19 protein-coding genes, 2 tRNA genes and 1 riboswitch are annotated in these 19456 nt (G+C 64.3%); of the genes, 8 read left to right on the top strand and 13 right to left on the bottom strand.

The annotated features are described in order from the left end of the window. Nucleotides 1-36: 36 nt before the first annotated feature. Nucleotides 37-633, bottom strand: coding sequence for a retropepsin-like aspartic peptidase RloA3 (rloA3, locus tag CLAM6_RS06215; protein WP_052384744.1), 597 nt, complete (start codon nucleotides 631-633; stop codon nucleotides 37-39). 267 nt (nucleotides 634-900) lie between these two features. On the opposite strand from rloA3, the gene CLAM6_RS06210 reads away from it, so the two are divergent. Continuing rightward, nucleotides 901-1587: a DUF4396 domain-containing protein gene (locus CLAM6_RS06210; RefSeq protein ID WP_153635435.1), complete on the top strand. Its 687-nt coding sequence runs from the start codon at nucleotides 901-903 to the stop codon at nucleotides 1585-1587. Between the two features lie 164 nt (nucleotides 1588-1751). Here CLAM6_RS06210 and CLAM6_RS06205 read toward each other — a convergent pair whose 3' ends face one another. The 6 genes from CLAM6_RS06205 to CLAM6_RS06180 form a co-directional block, all read right to left on the bottom strand. Further along, nucleotides 1752-2480, bottom strand: coding sequence for a YebC/PmpR family DNA-binding transcriptional regulator (locus CLAM6_RS06205; protein WP_054557332.1), 729 nt, complete (start codon nucleotides 2478-2480; stop codon nucleotides 1752-1754). 205 nt (nucleotides 2481-2685) lie between these two features. Beyond that, on the bottom strand, nucleotides 2686-3039 hold the full coding sequence (locus tag CLAM6_RS06200; RefSeq protein ID WP_043335059.1) for a TusE/DsrC/DsvC family sulfur relay protein: 354 nt from the start codon (nucleotides 3037-3039) through the stop codon (nucleotides 2686-2688). Between the two features lie 56 nt (nucleotides 3040-3095). Then, complete coding sequence (gene tusB, locus CLAM6_RS06195; RefSeq protein ID WP_043335056.1) at nucleotides 3096-3386, bottom strand: sulfurtransferase complex subunit TusB; 291 nt, start codon at nucleotides 3384-3386, stop codon at nucleotides 3096-3098. 121 nt (nucleotides 3387-3507) lie between these two features. Next, entirely contained in the window at nucleotides 3508-3918 is a 411-nt protein-coding gene (gene tusC, locus CLAM6_RS06190; RefSeq protein ID WP_242007752.1) for a sulfurtransferase complex subunit TusC, read from the bottom strand. A 55-nt stretch (nucleotides 3919-3973) separates the two neighbouring features. Further along, the gene (gene tusD, locus CLAM6_RS06185) at nucleotides 3974-4363 is read right to left on the bottom strand and encodes a sulfurtransferase complex subunit TusD (RefSeq protein WP_043335054.1); all 390 of its coding nucleotides are present in this window, start codon (nucleotides 4361-4363) and stop codon (nucleotides 3974-3976) included. 127 nt (nucleotides 4364-4490) lie between these two features. Then, complete coding sequence (locus tag CLAM6_RS06180; protein WP_054557334.1) at nucleotides 4491-5159, bottom strand: Bax inhibitor-1/YccA family protein; 669 nt, start codon at nucleotides 5157-5159, stop codon at nucleotides 4491-4493. A 254-nt stretch (nucleotides 5160-5413) separates the two neighbouring features. Between CLAM6_RS06180 and CLAM6_RS06175 the strand changes: the two genes are divergently transcribed. The 3 genes from CLAM6_RS06175 to CLAM6_RS06165 all read left to right on the top strand — a co-directional run bounded on the left by CLAM6_RS06175 (nucleotide 5414) and on the right by CLAM6_RS06165 (nucleotide 7249). Continuing rightward, nucleotides 5414-5504: transfer RNA gene (locus tag CLAM6_RS06175), tRNA-Ser, on the top strand. A gap of 220 nt (nucleotides 5505-5724) precedes the next feature. Further along, a tRNA-Ser gene (locus CLAM6_RS06170) sits at nucleotides 5725-5815 on the top strand. Nucleotides 5816-6037: 222 nt separating this feature from the next. Next, complete coding sequence (locus CLAM6_RS06165) at nucleotides 6038-7249, top strand: DEAD/DEAH box helicase (RefSeq protein ID WP_153635434.1); 1212 nt, start codon at nucleotides 6038-6040, stop codon at nucleotides 7247-7249. 159 nt (nucleotides 7250-7408) lie between these two features. On the opposite strand, the gene CLAM6_RS06160 is transcribed toward CLAM6_RS06165, so the two are convergent. The 3 genes from CLAM6_RS06160 to CLAM6_RS06150 all read right to left on the bottom strand — a co-directional run bounded on the left by CLAM6_RS06160 (nucleotide 7409) and on the right by CLAM6_RS06150 (nucleotide 11543). Further along, on the bottom strand, nucleotides 7409-8533 hold the full coding sequence (locus CLAM6_RS06160) for a GGDEF domain-containing protein (RefSeq protein WP_153635433.1): 1125 nt from the start codon (nucleotides 8531-8533) through the stop codon (nucleotides 7409-7411). Nucleotides 8534-8730: 197 nt separating this feature from the next. Then, the gene (locus CLAM6_RS06155) at nucleotides 8731-10440 is read right to left on the bottom strand and encodes a potassium/proton antiporter (protein WP_131431696.1); all 1710 of its coding nucleotides are present in this window, start codon (nucleotides 10438-10440) and stop codon (nucleotides 8731-8733) included. A gap of 137 nt (nucleotides 10441-10577) precedes the next feature. Next, complete coding sequence (locus tag CLAM6_RS06150) at nucleotides 10578-11543, bottom strand: hypothetical protein (RefSeq protein ID WP_054556746.1); 966 nt, start codon at nucleotides 11541-11543, stop codon at nucleotides 10578-10580. A gap of 185 nt (nucleotides 11544-11728) precedes the next feature. Beyond that, nucleotides 11729-11842, top strand: a riboswitch (TPP riboswitch). A gap of 58 nt (nucleotides 11843-11900) precedes the next feature. Here CLAM6_RS06150 and CLAM6_RS06145 point away from each other — a divergent pair. The 3 genes from CLAM6_RS06145 to CLAM6_RS06135 all read left to right on the top strand — a co-directional run bounded on the left by CLAM6_RS06145 (nucleotide 11901) and on the right by CLAM6_RS06135 (nucleotide 14868). Continuing rightward, on the top strand, nucleotides 11901-12653 hold the full coding sequence (locus CLAM6_RS06145; RefSeq protein WP_197738712.1) for an ABC transporter ATP-binding protein: 753 nt from the start codon (nucleotides 11901-11903) through the stop codon (nucleotides 12651-12653). After that, nucleotides 12650-13417, top strand: coding sequence for an ABC transporter permease (locus tag CLAM6_RS06140; protein ID WP_153635432.1), 768 nt, complete (start codon nucleotides 12650-12652; stop codon nucleotides 13415-13417). The genes CLAM6_RS06145 and CLAM6_RS06140 overlap by 4 nt, the downstream gene beginning before the upstream one ends. A 146-nt stretch (nucleotides 13418-13563) precedes the next feature. Further along, complete coding sequence (locus CLAM6_RS06135) at nucleotides 13564-14868, top strand: ABC transporter substrate-binding protein (protein WP_242007751.1); 1305 nt, start codon at nucleotides 13564-13566, stop codon at nucleotides 14866-14868. A 136-nt stretch (nucleotides 14869-15004) separates the two neighbouring features. On the opposite strand, the gene CLAM6_RS06130 is transcribed toward CLAM6_RS06135, so the two are convergent. The 3 genes from CLAM6_RS06130 to CLAM6_RS06120 all read right to left on the bottom strand — a co-directional run bounded on the left by CLAM6_RS06130 (nucleotide 15005) and on the right by CLAM6_RS06120 (nucleotide 18170). Next, entirely contained in the window at nucleotides 15005-16273 is a 1269-nt protein-coding gene (locus CLAM6_RS06130; protein ID WP_153635431.1) for an MFS transporter, read from the bottom strand. Further along, complete coding sequence (locus CLAM6_RS06125) at nucleotides 16270-17094, bottom strand: alpha/beta fold hydrolase (RefSeq protein WP_347237577.1); 825 nt, start codon at nucleotides 17092-17094, stop codon at nucleotides 16270-16272. The genes CLAM6_RS06130 and CLAM6_RS06125 overlap by 4 nt, the downstream gene beginning before the upstream one ends. 167 nt (nucleotides 17095-17261) lie before the next feature. After that, the gene (locus CLAM6_RS06120) at nucleotides 17262-18170 is read right to left on the bottom strand and encodes a LysR substrate-binding domain-containing protein (RefSeq protein WP_153635429.1); all 909 of its coding nucleotides are present in this window, start codon (nucleotides 18168-18170) and stop codon (nucleotides 17262-17264) included. A gap of 214 nt (nucleotides 18171-18384) precedes the next feature. Here CLAM6_RS06120 and CLAM6_RS06115 point away from each other — a divergent pair, with 214 nt between their 5' ends. Then, nucleotides 18385-19437, top strand: coding sequence for a YeiH family protein (locus CLAM6_RS06115; RefSeq protein ID WP_233593462.1), 1053 nt, complete (start codon nucleotides 18385-18387; stop codon nucleotides 19435-19437). The last annotated feature ends 19 nt before the right edge of the window (nucleotides 19438-19456 follow it).

Here is a 19456-nt window from a genome sequence, read left to right as displayed (position 1 = left end):
ACGCGTTCCTCAATGAGCGTTCAGAGCGACATAAGATCAGGACGCCGCGCCGATGCGATCGGAATACTCCTTGTCTTCATAGCGATGTAGCGGCGCGTCCTCGGCACAGTCCGGGCTGGTCTGGAAGGTCTTGCGCACATCGAGTACACCCAGGCTCTGGATGGTGCGGCGCCCCAGCAGCACCGGGTAATTCATGCCGTCGCGATCGCGCAGACTGAACTGCTCCTCGTAGCGCTCGCCGCCCATGCACAGCGTCATCAGCACCACCGGGCGTGTATCGCGTCCGCCTGCGCCGGACACCGTCAGGTCGCGATACAGGGGGCGCTCGAAGGTGTTCTCGACCTTGTCACCCTTGGCTTCGTCCTCGACCTCGACATCGAAACGCACCCACTCCTCGTCATCACGCTCGAAGGTCTCGATATTCTCGGCATGCATCGAGGAGGTCAGCGCGCCGCTATCCAGCTTGGCCTTCACCATCACACCCCACGGCTCGATGGTCGCCTTTTCCACCCAGCCGAAGACCTTGTCGTCTGCCGCCTGGGCCACGGCTGGCGCGGCAAGCGAGGCTATCAAGCCGACACCGGCGAATTGACGGGCGGCGCGCGCAAGGGATGTAGCAGCGTGTCTCGACATGGTGACTCCTGGGAAAAGTGGCGAAATTGCAAGGGCAATGCCCGACATCCTTCACCATGGAGGCTTGCGGCAAGGTTAACAAGGCGTGAGAACACACCCTCGCCTGCCACCCTGTCAGGCGAAAGCAACGGGCGGTTGCGAGCAGGCGATGACAGGCCACCCTTGATATGGCGCGCTGCCCCCACCAGCTATCAAGGAGGGCCGCGCCATCAGCGTATTGCTATCGGCGCACGGCCATCTGCGACATCCACTCGACAGGAGGTCACCATGCAAGATCTATTACGTGAGTCACTTTCCCACTGGAGCCTGCTGCTGTGCTGGCTGTTGCTGATGGTACCGGCGCTGATCTGGGTCGTGCGTGACCTGACCACGAAGAATGCTCACCTGGCCCCGATGATGAAGTGGGTGTGGGGGCTGACCACGCTCTACTCCGGTGTCGTGGGCCTGCTGGTCTATCGCTTTGCCGGGCGTCGCCAGATCGCCGCCAACGGTGATGCCCGCAAGGGGCTGAGAAGTGTCGCGCACTGCTACTCGGGCTGCGGACTGGGGGAATTCGTCGGCGTCAGCCTGGCGGTGGGCCTGTTGGCCATGGGCAATATCTCCACTGCGATCATCACCTTCATCTTCGCTTACCTGTTCGGCTTCCTGCTGACGGTCGGCCCGATGCTGCAGGGCGGCAGTGATGACAAGCCGCAGGTAATTCGTGATGCCTTCAAGAGCGAGACGGCCTCCATCGTGGTGATGGAAGTGGTGGCGATTTCCGTGGACCTCTGGCTTGCGGGCGGTGCCGGCATGCACCAGCCGCTGTTCTGGAACTCGCTGATCATTTCCCTGAGTCTGGGGCTGCTCGCCGCCTGGCCCGTCAACGTCTGGCTGGTGAAGCATGGCGTCAAGGGGGGCATGGCAGACCCACGCGAGACGGACCCGCAAGCGCAGCATCACGCACATTGCTGAAGCGCGCACTGCTGAGGCGCGCAGAGTGTTGAGTATTGAGGGTTGAGACATGAAAAAGCCCCGTCGGCATGCCGACGGGGCTTTTCTCTGACTGAGTTTTCACACTGACATTCGCATCCCAGTCAGCGTGAAGCCGTCAGTCGCATCACGTTCAAGACGCTGGCCTAGACGAACTCGCCGTTATGATAGACCTGCTGCACGTCTTCACAATCATCCAACAGCTCGAGCATCTTGTTGAGCAGCTCGGCGTCATCGCCGCCGACTTCGGTATGGATCTGCGGAATGAAGCTGATCTCATCGACTTCGAAGTCGAGGTCTTCACCGTAGATGTCGGTCAGCGCACCCTTGGCCTTGAAGTACTCGGTCGTCGGCGCGAGAACCGTGATGATGCCCTCGTCGAGCTCGATGTCACTGACATCGACGTCGGCTTCCATCAGCGCTTCCAGGACCTTTTCCTCGTCCTCTTCCGCGCCCTTGAAGGCCAGGATGGCGCGGTGGTCGAACATGTGCGACACCGAACCCTGCGCGCCCAGCTTGCCCTTGCCCTTGTTGAAGCAGGTGCGGACTTCGCCGAAGGTGCGGTTGTTGTTGTCGGTCAGACAATCAACGATGACCATGACGTTGCCCGGACCAAAGCCTTCATAGCGCGCCAGAGCGAAGTCTTCGCCGCCGGTGCCCTTGGCCTTGTCGATCGCCTTGTCGATGACGTGAGTCGGCACCTGGTCCTTCTTGGCCTTCTCGATGAGACGACGCAGGCTCAGGTTGCCGTTGGGGTCGAGGCCACCGCTCTTGGCCGAGACGTAAATCTCGCGCCCGTAACGTGAATACACGCGTGCCTTGTTGAGAGAGGTACGCGCCATTGATTCTTTACGGTTCTGGAATGCTCTTCCCATGCAAGTCGACTCTTGTCCGCCTGAATTCAAATGCCCTTGCGACCATGTCGCGGGACCTGAAGCAGCATCGGCCTCCTGGCCAATACCGCAACGCTGTGACGAATAGTAACGCAGACAACGCCGTACGTCGCCATCCCTGCCGGGTCTTGCGCGTTGAGCGCAGCGCACCACGACGGGCAAGGCGACTCATGCATGCCGCTGACCGTCACAGACAGTTGGTCGGCTTGGGCAGCCCGGCGATGCGCGCGCCCACCTTGGGCGGGCTGTCCGGGAACAGCCGCATCAGATGCAGCGAGCGGCCCTTGTCGGGGCCAAACCGCTGGGTCATCGCCTTGCTCAGCGGGCGCATGGCCGGCGAGAGCGAGAAGCGCTGATAGAAGTCGCGCAACACCTCGATCACCTCCCAGTGCTCCGGCGTCAGTTCACGCCCCTCCTCGGCGGCCAGCATTTCCGCCAGCGCCGGGCTCCAGTCATCCAGATCGACCAGATAGCCTTCCGCATCCAGTCCGATATCACGCCCATCAAGCGTCAGTGTGCGCACCGCTTCACTACTGGCCATACAGATCCTGATTCACTGTCTTGCATGAAAATTGAAAGGGAGAAGCGCCTGGCGCCTCAGAACCAGCTGACGGTCTTGTCGGCGGCCTCGGTCAAGGCGACGAAACCGTCGACGTCGACCACGATGACGTTCTCCGCGCAGCGCCCCAGCAGGCCGCGGGACTCGAGGTCTTCGCGCAACGCGAACAGCCGTCCCTCAAGCCCGGCAAGGTGCTGCTCGGCGTTGTCGAGGGCGCCATTGACGCCATCCTCGATCAACAGCAGCTGGTCTTCCGGACCCATGGCATTGAGCACATCATCATGGATGCGGCTGGAGAATGGCGAACGATTGAGTAGATGTAGATTCATGCAATTATCCAGGCAAGGGAAGCTGGGACTGCCACTGGCCATCAATCAAGAGATATCAATGACATGGCATCAGGAAACTGATGCGAGCATATCAGTCGCCAGCGTTGGCGGCAGTGACGTGTCAGAAGCTCAGCACGCGCGAGAACGAGGTGGTCAGCGCGACCACCTCGTCGTGCTCGAGCAGCGTGACCGGCAACAGCGTGACATCCTGCGCTGTCAGGCCCCGTGCGCGCAGCGCCGCCGCATCGACGTAGCAGCGCTCGACGTCATACATCTCAAGCGCCGCCAGCAGGTTGTCACTGCCCTTCTGCCCCAGCGGCCCGACCTGCTGACCTTCCAGCAGCGCCATCACGCCATCGCCGGTGAACAACAGCCCGACCTCGCGCCCGAAGGCGGCCGCGACCATCGCCGCCTCCAGTCCCTCGCGCAGCCAGCTGCTGCCATGCGGGCCATGGCGCAGCATGACCAGCAGATCACCGGCGGCTATCCCGGCGTCATCGCCTGCCAGGGCTGCCGTCATCACATCGCTCATGGTCTGCTCCTCACTCGATAAGTGACATCATCATCAGTGACGACAAGAAATGACGTCATGCAAAGGTGATCAGGTGGTCATTGTCCAGCGTCGCCTCGACCAGCTGGCCCAGCCCCGTCAGCTCGAACGGCGCCTCGAGGGTATGCCCCTGCTTGCCATGCCGCGCCGCTTCGCGCTCATCGAGCATGCCGCGTCTCAGCCCCGCCGCGACACACACCTGCAGGCGGGTGGCGTGATTCTCGGCAAGCGACAGCCAGCGATCGCGCAGATGCGGCTCGTCCTGGGGCGGTGCCATCATGTTGGCGGCGTTGTAGACGCCATCGTGATAGAAGAACACCGTGGTCAGCTGATGGCCGCGCGCCAGCAGGGCGTCGGCAAAGCGCAGCGCCGAATGGCTGGCCTGCTGGCTGTAGGGGCCGCCGTAGACGGCCAGAGCATAACGCATGCGAACCTCGTGTGACTGCTCATGAATGGGCGCCATTCTAGCGCGTGTCACGCCACCTGACACCCGAACGCAGACGACCCCGCCGAGGCGGGGTCGTTTGCAGGTCTCATGTTCCTTCGCTTGACGATCAATCGTCGGAAGCGAAGCCCAGCAGGGCCAGCAGGCTGACGAACATGTTGTAGATGGAGACGTACAGGCTCACCGTCGCCAGCAGGTAGTTGGTCTGCCCACCGTGGATGATCTGGCTGGTCTCGAACAGGATCGCCGCGGAGGCGAACAGCACGAAGCCGGCGGAGACAGCCAGTGCCAGGCCGCTGATGTTGAAGATCATCGCTGCCAGCATCGCCAGAATCAGCACGATGGCGCCGGCGAACAGGAAGTTGCCCAGGAACGAGAAGTCCTTGCGCGTCACAAGTGCCACCGCGGACAGGCCGGCGAAGGTGATGCCGGTCATGCCGAGCGCGGTCATCACCAGCTGGCCACCGTTGGGCAGGCTCAGGTAGGCGTTCAGTACCGGGCCGAGCGTGAAGCCCATGAAGCCGGTGAAGGCGAAGGTCGCGAAGATGCCGGCGGTGGAGTTCGCGGTCTTGTGGACCAGGAACATCAGGCCGTAGGCACCGATCAGCAGCACGAAGATGTTCATGCGGCCGACGCCCATGCTCATCGCCACGCCAGCGGTCAGCGCGGAGAACAGCAGCGTCATTGCCAGCATCATGTAAGTGTTGCGCAGTACCTTGTGAGTACTGAGCGAGCGGCTCGCGGTATCCTGCGAGACCTGCCAGGAGCTGTTAGCCATGGTGTCTATCCTCAGGTTGCTACGATGGATTCATCGATTTGACCCCAGCATGCCCTCAGGGGTTTGCCTAATCAAGAGACAGAACGATGAAAAGCCCTATTGAGGCAACCATCCGGCGCGTGCAAGGCAACGACATCGTCAGTCTCCGCGGCCATTGTGGCATGTACGACCTTTCAAGCATCTGAACGACAAGGAAATTTACGCCAAGTCCTTGACCCTGACTGAAAAATCCGTAGTATTTCATCCCGTGAGTCGGAGGGATGGCAGAGCGGTTGAATGCACCGGTCTTGAAAACCGGCGTAGGTTAATAGCCTACCCAGGGTTCGAATCCCTGTCCCTCCACCACCTTGATTCCGAAAGCCCCGTCTACCTCAGGTAGGCGGGGCTTTTTCGTGGCCTGAGTCATGACCATGATTCATGGTCTGGTGCCAGCAGGCGGCTCCGGCGGCCTCACCCCGGCGCCATCCTGCTGCAAGTGATTGTCCGCGATGGCTTTTCCGAAGATTTTTCTTCGCCTACCCCTTGCTATTCTCATCAGGTTCGGTAGTATTTCGCTCCGTGAGTCGGAGGGATGGCAGAGCGGTTGAATGCACCGGTCTTGAAAACCGGCGTAGGTTAATAGCCTACCCAGGGTTCGAATCCCTGTCCCTCCACCACCTTGAATTCCGAAAGCCCCGTCTACTTCAGGTAGGCGGGGCTTTTTCATTGTTGCCGCGCAGCGCCCATCGCCGCCACTTCGCTACCCTGCCTGAGCAGCGATGGCCAATGATGCGCCGGGCCGTCAGCGAACTTTCGGCTACAGTGAGCATCACTGCGCCAGACATTCCTTGCCGCAGAATGTGCGCTTGCCCCTCCCCCTCTAGACAAGTCGAGACACCATGCCATTTTCTGCCCTTGGTTTGAGCGATTCCATCGTCAAGGCCGTCACCGAGCAAGGCTACCAGACCCCGACTCCCATCCAGGAGAAGGCGATCCCCGTCGTACTGGCCGGTGACAACCTGATCGCCGCCGCCCAGACGGGTACCGGCAAGACGGCAAGCTTCGTGCTGCCCATCCTGCAGACCCTGCAGCAGGCGCCCAAGGTGCGTGCCAAGCGCGTACATGCCGTCATCCTGACACCGACGCGGGAGCTGGCGATTCAGGTCGAAGACAACATCCAGCACTACTCCAGGTATCTGGAAGTCAGCTCCATGGCGATGTATGGCGGCGTGGAGATCGAACCCCAGCAACAACGCCTGATCGAGGGCGTGGACATCCTGGTGGCAACGCCCGGCCGCCTGCTGGACATGCTGACCCGCCGCGCGATCCATCTCGACGAGACACGCACCCTCGTCATCGACGAAGCGGACCGCATGCTCGACATGGGCTTCATCGCCGACATCAACAAGATCGTCGAGAAGCTGCCCAGGGAGCGCCAGAACCTGCTGTTCTCGGCTACGCTCTCGGCCCAGGTGCGTGTGCTCGCCAAGACCGCAGTGACGGACGCCGTCGAGATCATGGTCGCACCGGAGAACGTCACCGCGCCGGATATCAGCCAGTATCTGATCACGGTCGACAAGGAGTTCAAGTCCGCCCTTCTGAGCCACCTGATTCACGAGAAACAGTGGCAGCAGGCGCTGATCTTCATCGAGACCAAGCGTGGCGCCGCCAAGCTGGTCAGTCAGCTGGAGAAGCGTGACATCGCTGCCGAGTCCTTCCACAGCGGTCGCAGCCAGGCAATGCGCGAGCAGCTACTGGCCGACTTCAAGGCCGGCACCATCAAGTATCTCGTGGCTACCGGCGTTGCCGCGCGGGGCATCGACATCGATGACCTGCAGCGTGTGGTCAACTATGACCTGCCGGACGCCGCCGAGGATTATGTCCACCGCATCGGGCGTACCGGTCGCGCCGGGGCCAGCGGTGAAGCCATCTCGCTGGTCTCGCGTGATGACTTCCGAAATCTGTGCGCCATCGAGCAGCACCTGGGCTATTTCGTGACGCGCGAAGTCGTGGAAGGCTTTGCGCCCAAGCTCGCGGTACCGGCCTCGAACAGCGACTACGCCCCCAAGTCCGCAAACAAGGGCCGTCGTCGCCAGCCCAACCGCCGCTGACTCTTCTCAGGGCAAGCCTGATGACGCCCTGACACACGCACGCCCCCGGAGACATGAATGTCATTCTCCGGGGGCGTGCTGGGTTGTATACCAAGCTTTGTTCGCAAATCTCTATACGCAAACCTCTGTGCACAAAACTCTGCGCGCAGTGAATTGCGCTCAATTGATGGCGGCGATGCCCGGCCCACCCACGGGGCCCAGCTGGGTGTCACTGACGAAGCCATTGCCGCCGTCCTGCTTGGCACGGAACAGATTGACGTCGGCCTTGGCGATCAGGCCTTCCAGGTCCTTGTCGCCAGACTGGCGCTGGGCGACACCGATCGACAGATTGACATCCAGACTGTTGAGGCCGTCATTGATGACGAACGGCAACGCCGAGGCGCCCTTGCACAGGCGCTCTGCCACCTGATCGACGCGCTCGCCATGCAGCCCCGGGCACAACAGCACGAACTCCTCGCCGCCATAGCGCCCGACCAGGTCCTCCCCGCGCAGGATGCTGCGCATGCGCCGCACCAGCTCCTTGAGCACCTGATCACCGGCCTGGCGCCCCCAGGTCTCGTTGATCAGCGCCAGATGGTCGATATCCACCATCATCACGCTCAGCGCCCCGTTGTTGATCAACATGCCACGCCCGCTGTCGACCAGCTCGGCGCGACTCAGGGCGCCGGTCAGCGCATCGAAGCGCCCTCCCGCCTCGAAACGCTGCTGCAGGCGCTCCACCGACCAGCCCATCTGCACCAGCACCAGCGTGAAGAAGATGGTCAAGACGCCCAGATTGATGATGCGAAATGCCAGCATCCAGCCGTCGGGCAGCGGATTGGCCGGCCCTTCCAGCATCAGGATGATGTAGGCCAGCAGCGGCATGCTCAGGCAGGCGGCGCACAGCAGAACGCGCAGCATGAACGACATGCGGATCGAGTAGATGCACAGCAAGGCGCCGAAGTAGAAGTAGTCGAACCCGGCTTCCGAGCCGAAATAGCGCAGCGAGAAGCTGATCTGCGCGCAGGTGCCCAGTGCCATCAGCGTGGCCGCCAGGGCTTCACGGCGAGCACGGTGCAGCTGCAGACAGACCAGATCGACGATCAGCATCGCCAGATTCAGCGCCAGAATGCCCATCTCGCCCAGCCACAACAGCAGGATGGCGTAGAGCAGATGGCAACTGACCGCCAGCACGTAGACCACGTTGAAGGTGGCATGAAAGGTCTTCTCATCCGCCGTGAGCCCGGGCGGGAATTGCTCGAATCGTCGCAGAAAGCCCGCGAGATGAGGATGTGGGCTGGCCATGTAGTCACCTCCTTGTCGCTGGCCACAATCGGTGGCCAGGCGCTGTCACGGACAAATTGGCCTGACATCAACAGAATACGATATTGATGAGTCCAAACACGACGCCCCCATTACACGCAGTGCAATGGGGGCGTCGTAGTGTGTGAAGCGCAGGCTCAGGTGCAGACACAGGCTCAGGCCCTGACACGGATTCAGGCTCAGTGCAGTCGCAGGCCGACCTTGGTGATGCGATTGCCTTCCACCTCGTTCACCACCCAGTGGATGCCATGCCAGTCGACATCGTCGCCGACCACCGGCACCCCGCCGACTCGACGGGTGATGAACTCGGCGATGGTCAGGTGGTGCTCGCCCTGGGAGAGCGTCAAGCCGTAGACATCGGCGATATCCTGCATGTTGGCATCGCCTTCCAGCGTGAAGGTCCCGAAGAAGGCGCGTTGCTCGTGCTGCAGACTCTCGCCATTGAACATGCGGTTGAGGCTCGGCACATCACACGAGCGCCCCACCACGCACAGCACATCCTGCTGATGCAGGCAGGTGCTGCCCTTGGGGTGGATCAGCACCTTGTTGCGGAACAGCGCCCCGACCTTGGCCCCCGACGGGAAGCGCAGCATGCGCAGCGCCACGCCTTCCAGCGCCGTGTTGTCGACGCGATAGACCAGCATCTCGTAGTCATTGACCGGCATGATGCCGAGCAGGTTGCGGCGACTGGGCTGTGCGCCCGGCGGCACCACCACCCGCAGCTTGCGCGCCATCGGCGCCAGCGACGAGCCCTGCACCAGCAGCGAGATGATGACCACGAAGAAGGCGACATTGAAGTAGAGACCGGCATTCTCGACCCCGGTGATCACCGGGAAGATCGCCAGCACGATCGGCACCGCCCCTCGCAACCCGACCCAGCTGATGAACCACAGCTCGCGCCAGCGGAAGCGGAAGAACGGCTTGAGACACAGGATGACCGCCAGCGGGCGCACCACCAGAATCAGCGCCACGCTGAGGATGGCGGCCGGCAGCGCGAACTGCAGCATGGTCGAGGGCGAGACCAGAAGGCCCAGCATCAGGAACAGCACGATCTGCGAGAGATGCGCCAGGCCATCATGCACCGGCAGGATGTGCTCCAGATGCCGGCCGGGGTGATTGCCGATCATCAGGCCGCACAGATAGATGGCAAGGAAACCACTGCCGCCCATCTCGTTGGTGGTGGCGAACAGGCTCAGACCCAGCGCCAGCGCCAGCAGCGAATAGAGGCCGGGCGCGAGGTCCAGATAGCGCATCAGACGGGCGATCAACCAGCCGCCGGCGATCCCCATGGCGGCGCCGACACCGAACTGCAGCAGGAAGCTCATGATGCCCGACGCGACGCCGGAGAGCTGACCGGTCAGGATCTCGGCCAGCGTGATGGTCAGGAAGATCGCCATCGGGTCGTTGGTGCCGGACTCGATTTCCAGCGTCGCACCGACACGTTCATTGAGGTGAACGCCCTGACCGCCCAGCAGCGAGAAGACCGCCGCGGCATCGGTGGAGCCGACGATGGCCCCGACCAGCAGGCCTTCGATCAGGGTGAGATCAAACAGCCACATGGCCAGAAGGCCCACCAGACCACTGGTCATGAAGACCCCGACGGTGGCCAGCACCAGCGCCGGTTTCAGGCCGGCACGAAACGTGGACAGCCGCGTGCGCAGGCCGCCGTCGAGCAAAATGAGCGCCAGCGCCAGGTTACCGATCATGTAAGCGGATGAGGCGTCGTCGAACTGGATGCCCAGTACGCCATCTTCACCCGCCAGCATGCCAAGGCCGAGGAACAGCAGTAGCAGCGGCATGCCAAGACGCGCCGAGACGCGGCTGGCCAACACGCTCAAGGCGATCAGCGTGCCTGCCAGCAAGAAATAATAATTCAGGTTCTCTACCACGAGTGCTCCCCCGCCAAGCCCTACATCAGATCTCGAGTGACGTCCACGACGACTCACCCACAGTATTCCATGTCAGCGATGGGGCTGCAGAGAAATTTCACACCTTTCATGTACTTGCAGCGTGCAGCACGCGGATTTCACGCCAGGCTGCGCGGCGAGACCCAGGCAGGGGCTGCCGCAAGCTCAGCATAGGACCGCGGACCGAAGGCCTCCATCGCCCACAACAGCGCACGACACAGTTCACGCTGGCCATCGAGATCGATCATGCGCCCATGGCGCGAATAGCCCTTCATGAAGGCCTGACGCTGCTCCGGCGTTTCCAGCAGCAACTCCACCAGCGCCCAGTCGAACTCGATCGGCGCCCACACCAGCGCCTCCCAATCGCTCCATACCCAGCCGGTGGCGGCGCACAGGTATTGATCGGCACGCATGTCCGGCAGACACCACACCGCGCGAGTCGGTGCCGGGAAGGTGCGCTTGAGCAGCGTGCCAAGCTCCGCGCGACGCGGGTGATGGGCGAGAAAGCGCGTGACGCGGGTATTCCAGTGCAACAGCGGCATCGGCTGCGCCAGCGGCTGACCGAAGCCCGACACCGTGTCCTGGTGCAGGCGACCGAGCTGGTCGCCGAGCAGCTCACAGAAAGTGATGCTGAGATCGCTCGGCTGCCCGCTGGACCATGGCAGGTGCCAGATGGGCGCGCCATCGAGACGCCCCAGAAAGGTCAGGGGCAGTGGCGGAATCGGCAGGCGCGCGGGCAAGGCGCCCGCCAGTCGCGTCAGACCCTCCGGCGTCGCCCAGCGATCGGCGCCGAAGACCCCGCGCATGGCGCGCCAGAAGGGGTCATGGTCTGGGCCGGTGCGCGCCAGCTTGATGAGGCCGGGTGTGCCGCCACGCTGGCGCCATAGCCAGTTGGCGCTATCCGGCCAGGCGAGTGCCAGCGGTTCGAGCGGCTGGCCCAGATAGGTCGAGAGCCGTCGGGTCAGTGACTCCTCGGGCCAGCCCCTGGGCACGGGACGCGGCTCGCCCACGGCCTCAGCCGTGCTCGGCCGCCGTGGGGGAACGGGATAACTGGAACAGGTCGAGAGATCCGGTGTGTCGGGCATGATGATCTCCTTGGGCTACACGTCTTGTTACAGTAATCCTCAGCATACCCAAGGCATGGCACATCGGCATAGTCCGTTTCGCACGCCACCTCTGCCCTGCCCACCTCTGCCCTGCCCACTGGACCCGCCCCCCGCCCCTGACCCGCGTCGGACAAGACACCGGCAAGACAGTGACGTTACACTGTCGGCCTGGATGGGGGTGCCCGAGGATGGGCTGAGAGCCGCAGCGATACGTCGCGCGACAACCCCTGGAACCTGATCCGGTTGATACCGGCGGAGGGAATCCCCGACGCGTGCCCTGCACGGCGCGTCACCTGCTTCCTCCTGCCGGCACGCCGCCTGACCACGGAATTGCCTGTGTCGCTGGGACTCACCCTCAACAACGCACGAATCGATTACGCCGGCCACACGCTGTTCCGCGATATTTCCGCGCGTCTGGAGGCCGGTAGCTGGACGGCACTGCTGGGGCGCTCCGGCTGCGGCAAGAGTTCGCTGCTGCGCCTGCTGGCCGGCCTTGAGATGTCAGACCTCCACCAGCTCGATCTCGCCACCGATGACGGTCAGCCGCTGACCGACCGCGTGGCCTGGATGGCGCAGCAGGACCTGTTGCTGCCGTGGCGGCGCGTCATCGACAACCTGTGGCTGGGCGATGACCTGCGCCGGCGGCCGCGCAATCGCAAGCTTGCCCATGAACTGCTGGCCGCGGTCGGGCTTGAGGGCCGTGAGCAGGCCTGGCCGGACGCCCTCTCCGGCGGTCAGCGCCAGCGCGTCGCCCTCGCCCGCACGCTCTACCAGCAGGCGCCGGTCGTGATGATGGACGAGCCGTTCTCGGCGGTGGATGCCATCACCCGTCTGGAGCTGCATGATCTGGCCAGCCGCCTGCTCAAGGGCCGCACCGTCCTGATGGTGACCCATGACCCGCTGGAGGCATTGCGCCTCGCCGATCAACTGCTGGTGCTGCGCCCGTCGAGCCTCCCGGGTCACGGCGCCGAGCTGGAACGCCTGCCGGGGCTTGGCGCCGCACGCCCGGTGCCGCTGGATGACCCGGCCCTGCCACCGGCGCAGGCGCAACTGATCGCCCGCCTGCGTGATAGCGAGGAGACCGCATGAAACGTCTGCACGCCATGCGTCACCTCGTCATCAGCGCGCTGCTCCTGCTGGGGCTGTGGCAGCTGATCATTGCCGTTACCGCCGTACCGCCCTACATTCTGCCCACGCCGCAGGCCGTGCTCGAGGTGCTGATCCAGAAGGTGCCGCTGCTGGCTCATCACGCTGGCGTCACCATCAGCGAGATACTGGCCGGGCTGGTGCTGGGCATTCTGCTCGGCCTTGCCACCGCGCTGGCGCTGGCCTTCATTCCCCGCCTGCGCCGCACGCTGCTGCCGATGCTGCTGATCAGTCAGGTGATACCGCTGTTCGCGATCGCGCCGCTGCTGGTGCTGTGGCTCGGCTATGACATGCTGTCCAAGGTGGTGATGGCGACGCTGATCATCTATTTCCCGGTCGCCTCCACCGGCTACGACGGCCTGCGCCAGACCCGACAGGGCTGGCTGGATCTTGCCCATACCCTGGGCGCCAGCCCATGGCGCCGACTGATCCACATCCAGTTGCCCGCCGCGCTGCCGGCACTGGCCTCCGGCATTCGCATGGCCGCGACCGCCGCCCCCATCGGCGCCGTCATCGGGGAATGGGCCGGTGCCAGTCAGGGGCTGGGCTATCTGATGCTCAACGCCAACGCGCGCATGGAAATCGACCTGATGTTCGCCGCCCTGCTGGTGCTGGTCGCCTTCTCCCTGCTGCTCTATTTCTCGCTGGATGCGCTGCTGCGCGCCCTGATGCCCTGGCACCGCGACCGCCTGACACGCCTGAGCTGACACGCCGGGGCTTCGAGTAACTACCGCAAGACCGCAAGATCGCGTAACCGAAAGACGCAACGACGCTCGACACAAATTGCATGAGCCTGACGACTGCCGCCCACGAACGGCAGCACCACTACCCTGTGATCACAAGGAACTCCGCCATGTCTCTTTCGTCATCGGCGCCACGGCGCAAAGCGCAGCCGACACGTTCACCGCGTGCCTCACTGCTGTCCACCGCCTTCGCCACCCTGCTGACCACGCTGTGCCTGAGCAGCCTGCCAGCCACCGCCATGTCGGCCCACGCCGCCGAGGCAGAACCCGCCACCAGCACCCAGTCAGCGCCGGAAATCGTGGCCCAGCAGGCCGAGGTCGGAGTGAACGGTGACTCGGCCGCCTCCGCGCCGGTGGCAAGCCAGGAAGCCGTGGAAGCGACCGCCGGCGCCGCCGAACAGGCGAAGAACGGTACTGAACCGGCCGCGGATGCCCCGCCAGCCGCCAGCGACGAACAGAGCGCTGATGCTGACTCGAAGGACGTTGCCAATGACGCTACCAAGGACGCTGCCACCGCCGAGCAGCCGCTGACACAGTTCAAGGTCATGCTCGACTGGTACACCAACCCCGGTCACGCCCCGCTGGTGCTGGCGCAGGAGCTGGGCCTGTTCAAGAAGCACGGCCTGGATGTCGAGCTGATCGCCCCCGCCGACCCGAGCGTGCCGCCCAAGCTGGCCGCCGCCGAGCGCGTCGACATCGCCATCAGCTATCAGCCGCAGCTGCACCTGCAGATCGATCAGGGCCTGCCGCTGGTGCGTATCGGCACCCTGGTCGCCACGCCGCTGAATGTGGTGGTGGTGCGCGCCGACAGCGACATCCAGTCGATCGCCGACCTCAAGGGCAAGCGGGTCGGCTACTCGGTCGGCGGTGTCGAGGAAGTGCTGCTCTCCACCATGCTGCAGCACAGCGGCCTGACGCTGGATGACATCACGCTGACCAACGTCAACTTCTCGCTGACGCCGTCACTGCTGACGCGCAAGGTCGATGCCGTCACCGGCGCCTTCCGCAACTTCGAGCTGGCCCAGATGGCCCAGGAAGGCGTCAAGGGCCGCGCCTTCTACATCGAGGAAGAAGGTGTGCCGACCTATGACGAGCTGATCTTCGTCGCCAACAGCGACAGCTACGAGCGCAAGCAGGCCCAGTACGCCGGCTTCCTCGCCGCCGTCGGCGAAGCCACCGCCTGGATCATCAATCACCCGGACCAGGGCTGGGAGATGTTCCGCGACTCCGATCCGGCACTGGATACCGAGCTCAACAAGGAAGCCTGGTACGCCACCCTGCCGCGCTTCGCGCTGCGTCCTGCCGCGCTGGATGCCGGCCGCTACCGTGACTTCGAGGACTTCCTGTTCGAGCGCGGCATGATCAAGAAGCGCCAGTCGCTGAGCCACCTGGCCGTCGACGTCAACGCGCCCTGAGACGTTGAGCGCCCAGAGCTCTTGAAACGCTGAGCGCTTGCGCGCCCCATGCAAAACGCCCTGTCGGAATCTCCGACAGGGCGTTTTGGGTTCAGGACCGGCTCACTCTCGCCGTATTGTGCCTATTTGACAAGCGCTAGCGGCGTGCCAGGCGACGCGACAGCCACAGAATCTGCAGCGGCTGGATCACCAGCGCGACCATCAGCACCGCGACCAGCAGCGGCATGCCTTCCAGCGCACCGCTCGGGGTGCTGACCAGCAGCCCGGCGCCCACATAACTGCCGGCGGCAGAACTCAGATGCTGCACGGCACTCTGGGTGCTGGTGAAGGCTGCCCGCTCATGATCGGCGGGAATGAAGCTGTTGAGCGTATTCTGGGTCACACGCCGCGCCGACGAGAACAGCATGTAGGCGCCGAAGCCGATCCAGATCAGCGACGGCCCCGGCGAATGCAGCAGGAAGGCCCAGCCGACCAGCGCCGTCATCAGGCAGGTGATGGTGCCCGGCCAGACACAGCCATAGCGATCACACAGCCGTCCCGTCAGCTGCATGCCGACCAGCGACAGCCCGCCGCCGATCATGTAGAGCCCGCCGAGATCCTCACGCGGCAGGCCCAGATTGAACAGCAGATAGCTTGCCAGGTTGGGAATCACCAGGAAGTTGCTGAACATCGCCGTGGCGATCAGCGCCAGCCCCAGCCGATGATCGGGCTGGGCCAGGATGGTCAGGATCGTGGTGCCCTTGCGGCTGCGCTGACGTGTCTCGGGGTTATCGAGATGGCCGCGGATCGGCGGCAGTATCCAGGCCAGCAGCCCGCACACCAGCAGCGCCAACAGCGCCACGGCGCGAAATGGCGCCTGCCAGCCGAAGCCCTGTGACAGCCACAGCGCAAACGGCAGCCCCAGCACCGAGGCCACCGAGAAGGCGCCCATCACCAGGCCCATGGCACGTCCCCGGCGTACTCCCGGCACCACGTCGATCACGATGGCCAGCGCCGTCGCCGCCGCCGGCCCGCCGAACAGGCCGCCCAGCATGCGCGCCGCCAGCAGGGTCTCGAAGTCGGTGGCGAAGCTGGCGATCAGGTGACAGAGCGCCGCGCCGAACAGGAAGCCCAGCACCGCCCAGCGCCGGTCGAAACGATCGGCGTGTCGCGTCCACAGCAGAGTGCCCACCGCGGCAGCCAGCGGATAACTGCCGACGATATAGCCAAGGTGATCCAGCGGAATGCCCAGCGAGGTGGCAAAGTCGGGGCCCAGCGCCATCACCATGGTGAAGCCCATGATGACGGCGAACTGCAGCAGGGTGACCAGCGCCACCACCAGGCGCTCGTGGGTGGTCACCGGCGGGATGACCCGCTCGCTCGCGGCCGGCTGACGATTTTCGGAGTGACTGCTCGGCGTACTCAAGCGCGTGCGACGCGTTCAAGGAACGTCACCACCGCCTGCTGGAACTCGCTGGCACGCTCGGCGTGCAGCCAATGGCCGGCCTCCAGCGAGTCGTCTTCCAGCGCAGGGAAGTGTTCGCGCATCGTCGCCAGGCCCTCGGCCTGCACGTAGTTGGAGAGCGAGCCCCACAGCAGCAGCGCCGGCAGCTCGACAGGCCCCTGGCCGTGCGGCGCCTCGACGATCTGCGGGTAGCCCGCCGCGATATGGTCCAGCCCGACGCGCCAGCCCATGGCGCCATCGTCGAGACGCACCAGATTGGTGGCGAGGAACTGGCGAATGGCCGGGGTATCGACATGCTGCGCCATCACCGTGTCGGCCTCCTTGCGTGAGGCCGGGCGCGCGTCACGTACCGCATCGAAGGCAGCAAAGATATCGTCATGCCCGTGGCCATAGGCGACCGGCGCGATATCGGCGACCAGCAGGCTGCGCAGACGCTCGGGCGCCTCGAGCGCGACCTGCATGGCGACCTTGCCGCCCATCGAGTGGCCCAGCAGGTCACAGCGCTCGATGGCGAGGCGGTCGAGCAGCGCGATGACATCCGCGGCCTGCTCGGGGTAGCTCATGCCGGCCACGTGCGGGCTGCGGCCGTGGTTGCGCAGATCCACCGCGATCACGCGGCGCGTCCGCGACCACGACTTGATATGCGAACGCCAGTTGTCGGCACTGCCGAACAGGCCGTGAAGAATGACCAGCGGCGTCGCGTCCTGCTGGCTCGTTGTCTGTTCCTCGGCGCCATCACGAGCATCGCTCTCGTGGTAATAAAGCTCGACCGTTGTGCTCATCATCATCTCCATGGACGCTAGACAGACCGTTACGCTCCCCGTGGCTCAGGCGCAGTAGCTCAGGCGCGGTAGCTCAGGCTCAGTGGCGTGGCTCGGCGGCAGCCGGCTCGCGGGGAGCGCCTATGTTAGCAAACTATCAAGCGCGCGGCGGCTCCGTCCTCGACGGCTCAGCGCGGGCTGGCTTCCAGATAGACCTTGACCGCCTGCCACAGCGGGCTGCGGTAACGCTCCGGGTGCCACAGCATCGAGAAGCGCCGCTTCAGGTTGAGCTGGGGCGTGGCCAGCACCACCAGCTCGCCACGCGCGATCTCGGCCGCTACCGACAGGTGCGACAGGCATCCCAGTCCCAGCCCGGCGAACACGGCCTGCTTGATGGCCTCGTGCTGGCCCAGCTCCATGCGCACCTTGAGGCGCTCGATCCGCCCGTGCAGTGCACGCTCGAAGACCGCTCGCGTGCCCGAGCCCCCCTCGCGCAGAATCCAGTCGGCGGTGGCGAGGTCCTCGTCGCTGAGCGCCACGCCGCGCACGGCCAGCGGATGGCTCGGCGGCGCCACCACCACCAGCTCATCCTCGCGCCAGGTCTGGCTCATCAGGCGCGGCGCATGGCAGTCACCCTCGATCAGGCCGAGTTCGGCGTCATAGTTGAGCACCGCTTCCACCACCTGATGGGTATTGCGCAGACGCAGGTTAAGCTCGGTGCCCGGATGTTCGCGCATGAAGGCCCCCGCCAGCCCCGGTAACAACCAGGTGCCGATGGTGGCGCTGGCGGCGATTTCCAGCTCGCCGCGCAGGTTGCCATCCACCACGCCGGGCTCACGGGCCTCCAGTTCCAGCGCGTGGGTCTGCTCCAGCAATTGCTCGGCGCGCGCCAACAGGCGGCGACCATTGGCGTTCAGGGCCAGGCGACGGCCGAGGCGCTCGAACAGCTGCACCTCGAGATGACGCTCAAGCTCGGACAGCCCCTGACTCGCCGCCGATTGCGACAGGCCGATCTCGCGCGCCGCGGCACTGACGGAGCCGTGGCGGGTCACCGCCACGAATACTTGCAACTGGCGCAGCGTGATGTGGATCTGCATATCGGTTTTTCCGGTATGTAATAAAAGAATAATCGACTAACTGCCGAATAATATTCCCGAATAGACTAATCATCAAACCAGAGACACTAAGCAAGCGACGCAGACTCAAGCGCCCTTGCCGATGACAACCGTGCACCCCACGCCAGCGCACGACCCATAACAAGACAGGCCATGTTCCGCACGGGATAGGCCACTTTCCTCAAGGAGAATGCTCATGGACGCACAGACCCTGACTCCCCCCGCCACTGCCGAGCGCTTGCGCCGCATGTTGCCGGGCCTCGCCCTGTGTGGCGGCCTGACCCTGGTGGGGCTGGCACTGCATTCCATTCCGGCGCTGGCCTCCACCGGCATCAGCCCGCTGGTCTTCGCCCTGCTGTGCGGTATCGTGGTCGGCAACCTGCCGATCACCAGCCGTCACGCCGCGGCGCTCTCCCCGGGGCTGCATATCGCGACCAAGAAGCTGCTGCGTCTCGGCATCATCCTGTTCGGCCTCTCCATCACCCTGCAGCAGATTCTCGGCCTGGGCTGGAGCGTCGTCTTCCTCGATGTGCTGGTGATCACCGCGGTGCTGAGCAGCGGCTACTTCATCGGCACGCGCTGGCTGGGGCTGGACCGCGACACCGCACTGCTGACCAGTGCCGGTTCCGCCATCTGTGGCGCCGCGGCGGTACTGGCGACCGAATCGATGATCAAGGCACGCCCGGCGGCCACCGCCATGGCCGTCGCCACGGTGGTGCTGTTCGGCTCGCTGGCGATGCTGGTCTACCCGCTGCTCTACCCGCTGAGCGGCATGCATGAAGGCCTGTTCGGCATCTATATCGGCTCCACCATCCACGAGGTCGCTCAGGTCGTGGCCGCCGGTGAAGCGGTCGGCCCGGACGCCCTGGCCAATGCGCTGATCGTCAAGTTGATGCGCGTGATGATGCTGGTACCCTTCCTGCTGCTGTTGCCGAAGCTGTGGGCCATGCGTGCCCGTACCGAGGGCGATGACCGCGAGACCGGCGGCAGCATGACGATTCCGTGGTTCGCGCTGGGCTTCATCGCCATGGCCGGCATCAACAGCACCGGCGCGATCCCGGCGGCAGTGCACTCAAGCCTCTCTACTCTCGGCAGCGTGGCACTGACCATGGCCATGGCGGGCCTGGGCGTCGAGACTCGCATCGATCGTCTGCGCTCACTGGGCATGAAGCCTTTCCTGCTCGCGCTGATCCTGTTCACGCTGTTGATCGTCGGTGGCTTTGGCGCCAATCTGCTGCTGATGGGCTAATCCTCAGCACGGCAGTGAT

The organism is Cobetia sp. AM6, assembly GCF_009617955.1.
GTDB lineage: Bacteria > Pseudomonadota > Gammaproteobacteria > Pseudomonadales > Halomonadaceae > Cobetia > Cobetia amphilecti.
Note: the sequence above shows the minus strand (reverse complement) of the source record. Positions and strands in the feature narration are given on the sequence as shown.

Excerpts from the sequence above, each read along its gene's own strand:
- rloA3 (WP_052384744.1), bottom strand. The coding sequence starts at position 633 with ATGTCGAGACACGCTGCTACATCCCTTGCGCGCGCCGCCCGTCAATTC.
- CLAM6_RS06210 (WP_153635435.1), top strand. The coding sequence starts at position 901 with ATGCAAGATCTATTACGTGAGTCACTTTCCCACTGGAGCCTGCTGCTG.
- CLAM6_RS06205 (WP_054557332.1), bottom strand. The coding sequence starts at position 2,480 with ATGGGAAGAGCATTCCAGAACCGTAAAGAATCAATGGCGCGTACCTCT.
- CLAM6_RS06200 (WP_043335059.1), bottom strand. The coding sequence starts at position 3,039 with ATGGCCAGTAGTGAAGCGGTGCGCACACTGACGCTTGATGGGCGTGAT.
- tusB (WP_043335056.1), bottom strand. The coding sequence starts at position 3,386 with ATGAATCTACATCTACTCAATCGTTCGCCATTCTCCAGCCGCATCCAT.
- tusC (WP_242007752.1), bottom strand. The coding sequence starts at position 3,918 with ATGAGCGATGTGATGACGGCAGCCCTGGCAGGCGATGACGCCGGGATA.
- tusD (WP_043335054.1), bottom strand. The coding sequence starts at position 4,363 with ATGCGTTATGCTCTGGCCGTCTACGGCGGCCCCTACAGCCAGCAGGCC.
- CLAM6_RS06180 (WP_054557334.1), bottom strand. The coding sequence starts at position 5,159 with ATGGCTAACAGCTCCTGGCAGGTCTCGCAGGATACCGCGAGCCGCTCG.
- CLAM6_RS06165 (WP_153635434.1), top strand. The coding sequence starts at position 6,038 with ATGCCATTTTCTGCCCTTGGTTTGAGCGATTCCATCGTCAAGGCCGTC.
- CLAM6_RS06160 (WP_153635433.1), bottom strand. The coding sequence starts at position 8,533 with ATGGCCAGCCCACATCCTCATCTCGCGGGCTTTCTGCGACGATTCGAG.
- CLAM6_RS06150 (WP_054556746.1), bottom strand. The coding sequence starts at position 11,543 with ATGCCCGACACACCGGATCTCTCGACCTGTTCCAGTTATCCCGTTCCC.
- CLAM6_RS06140 (WP_153635432.1), top strand. The coding sequence starts at position 12,650 with ATGAAACGTCTGCACGCCATGCGTCACCTCGTCATCAGCGCGCTGCTC.
- CLAM6_RS06135 (WP_242007751.1), top strand. The coding sequence starts at position 13,564 with ATGTCTCTTTCGTCATCGGCGCCACGGCGCAAAGCGCAGCCGACACGT.
- CLAM6_RS06125 (WP_347237577.1), bottom strand. The coding sequence starts at position 17,094 with ATGAGCACAACGGTCGAGCTTTATTACCACGAGAGCGATGCTCGTGAT.
- CLAM6_RS06120 (WP_153635429.1), bottom strand. The coding sequence starts at position 18,170 with ATGCAGATCCACATCACGCTGCGCCAGTTGCAAGTATTCGTGGCGGTG.
- CLAM6_RS06115 (WP_233593462.1), top strand. The coding sequence starts at position 18,385 with ATGGACGCACAGACCCTGACTCCCCCCGCCACTGCCGAGCGCTTGCGC.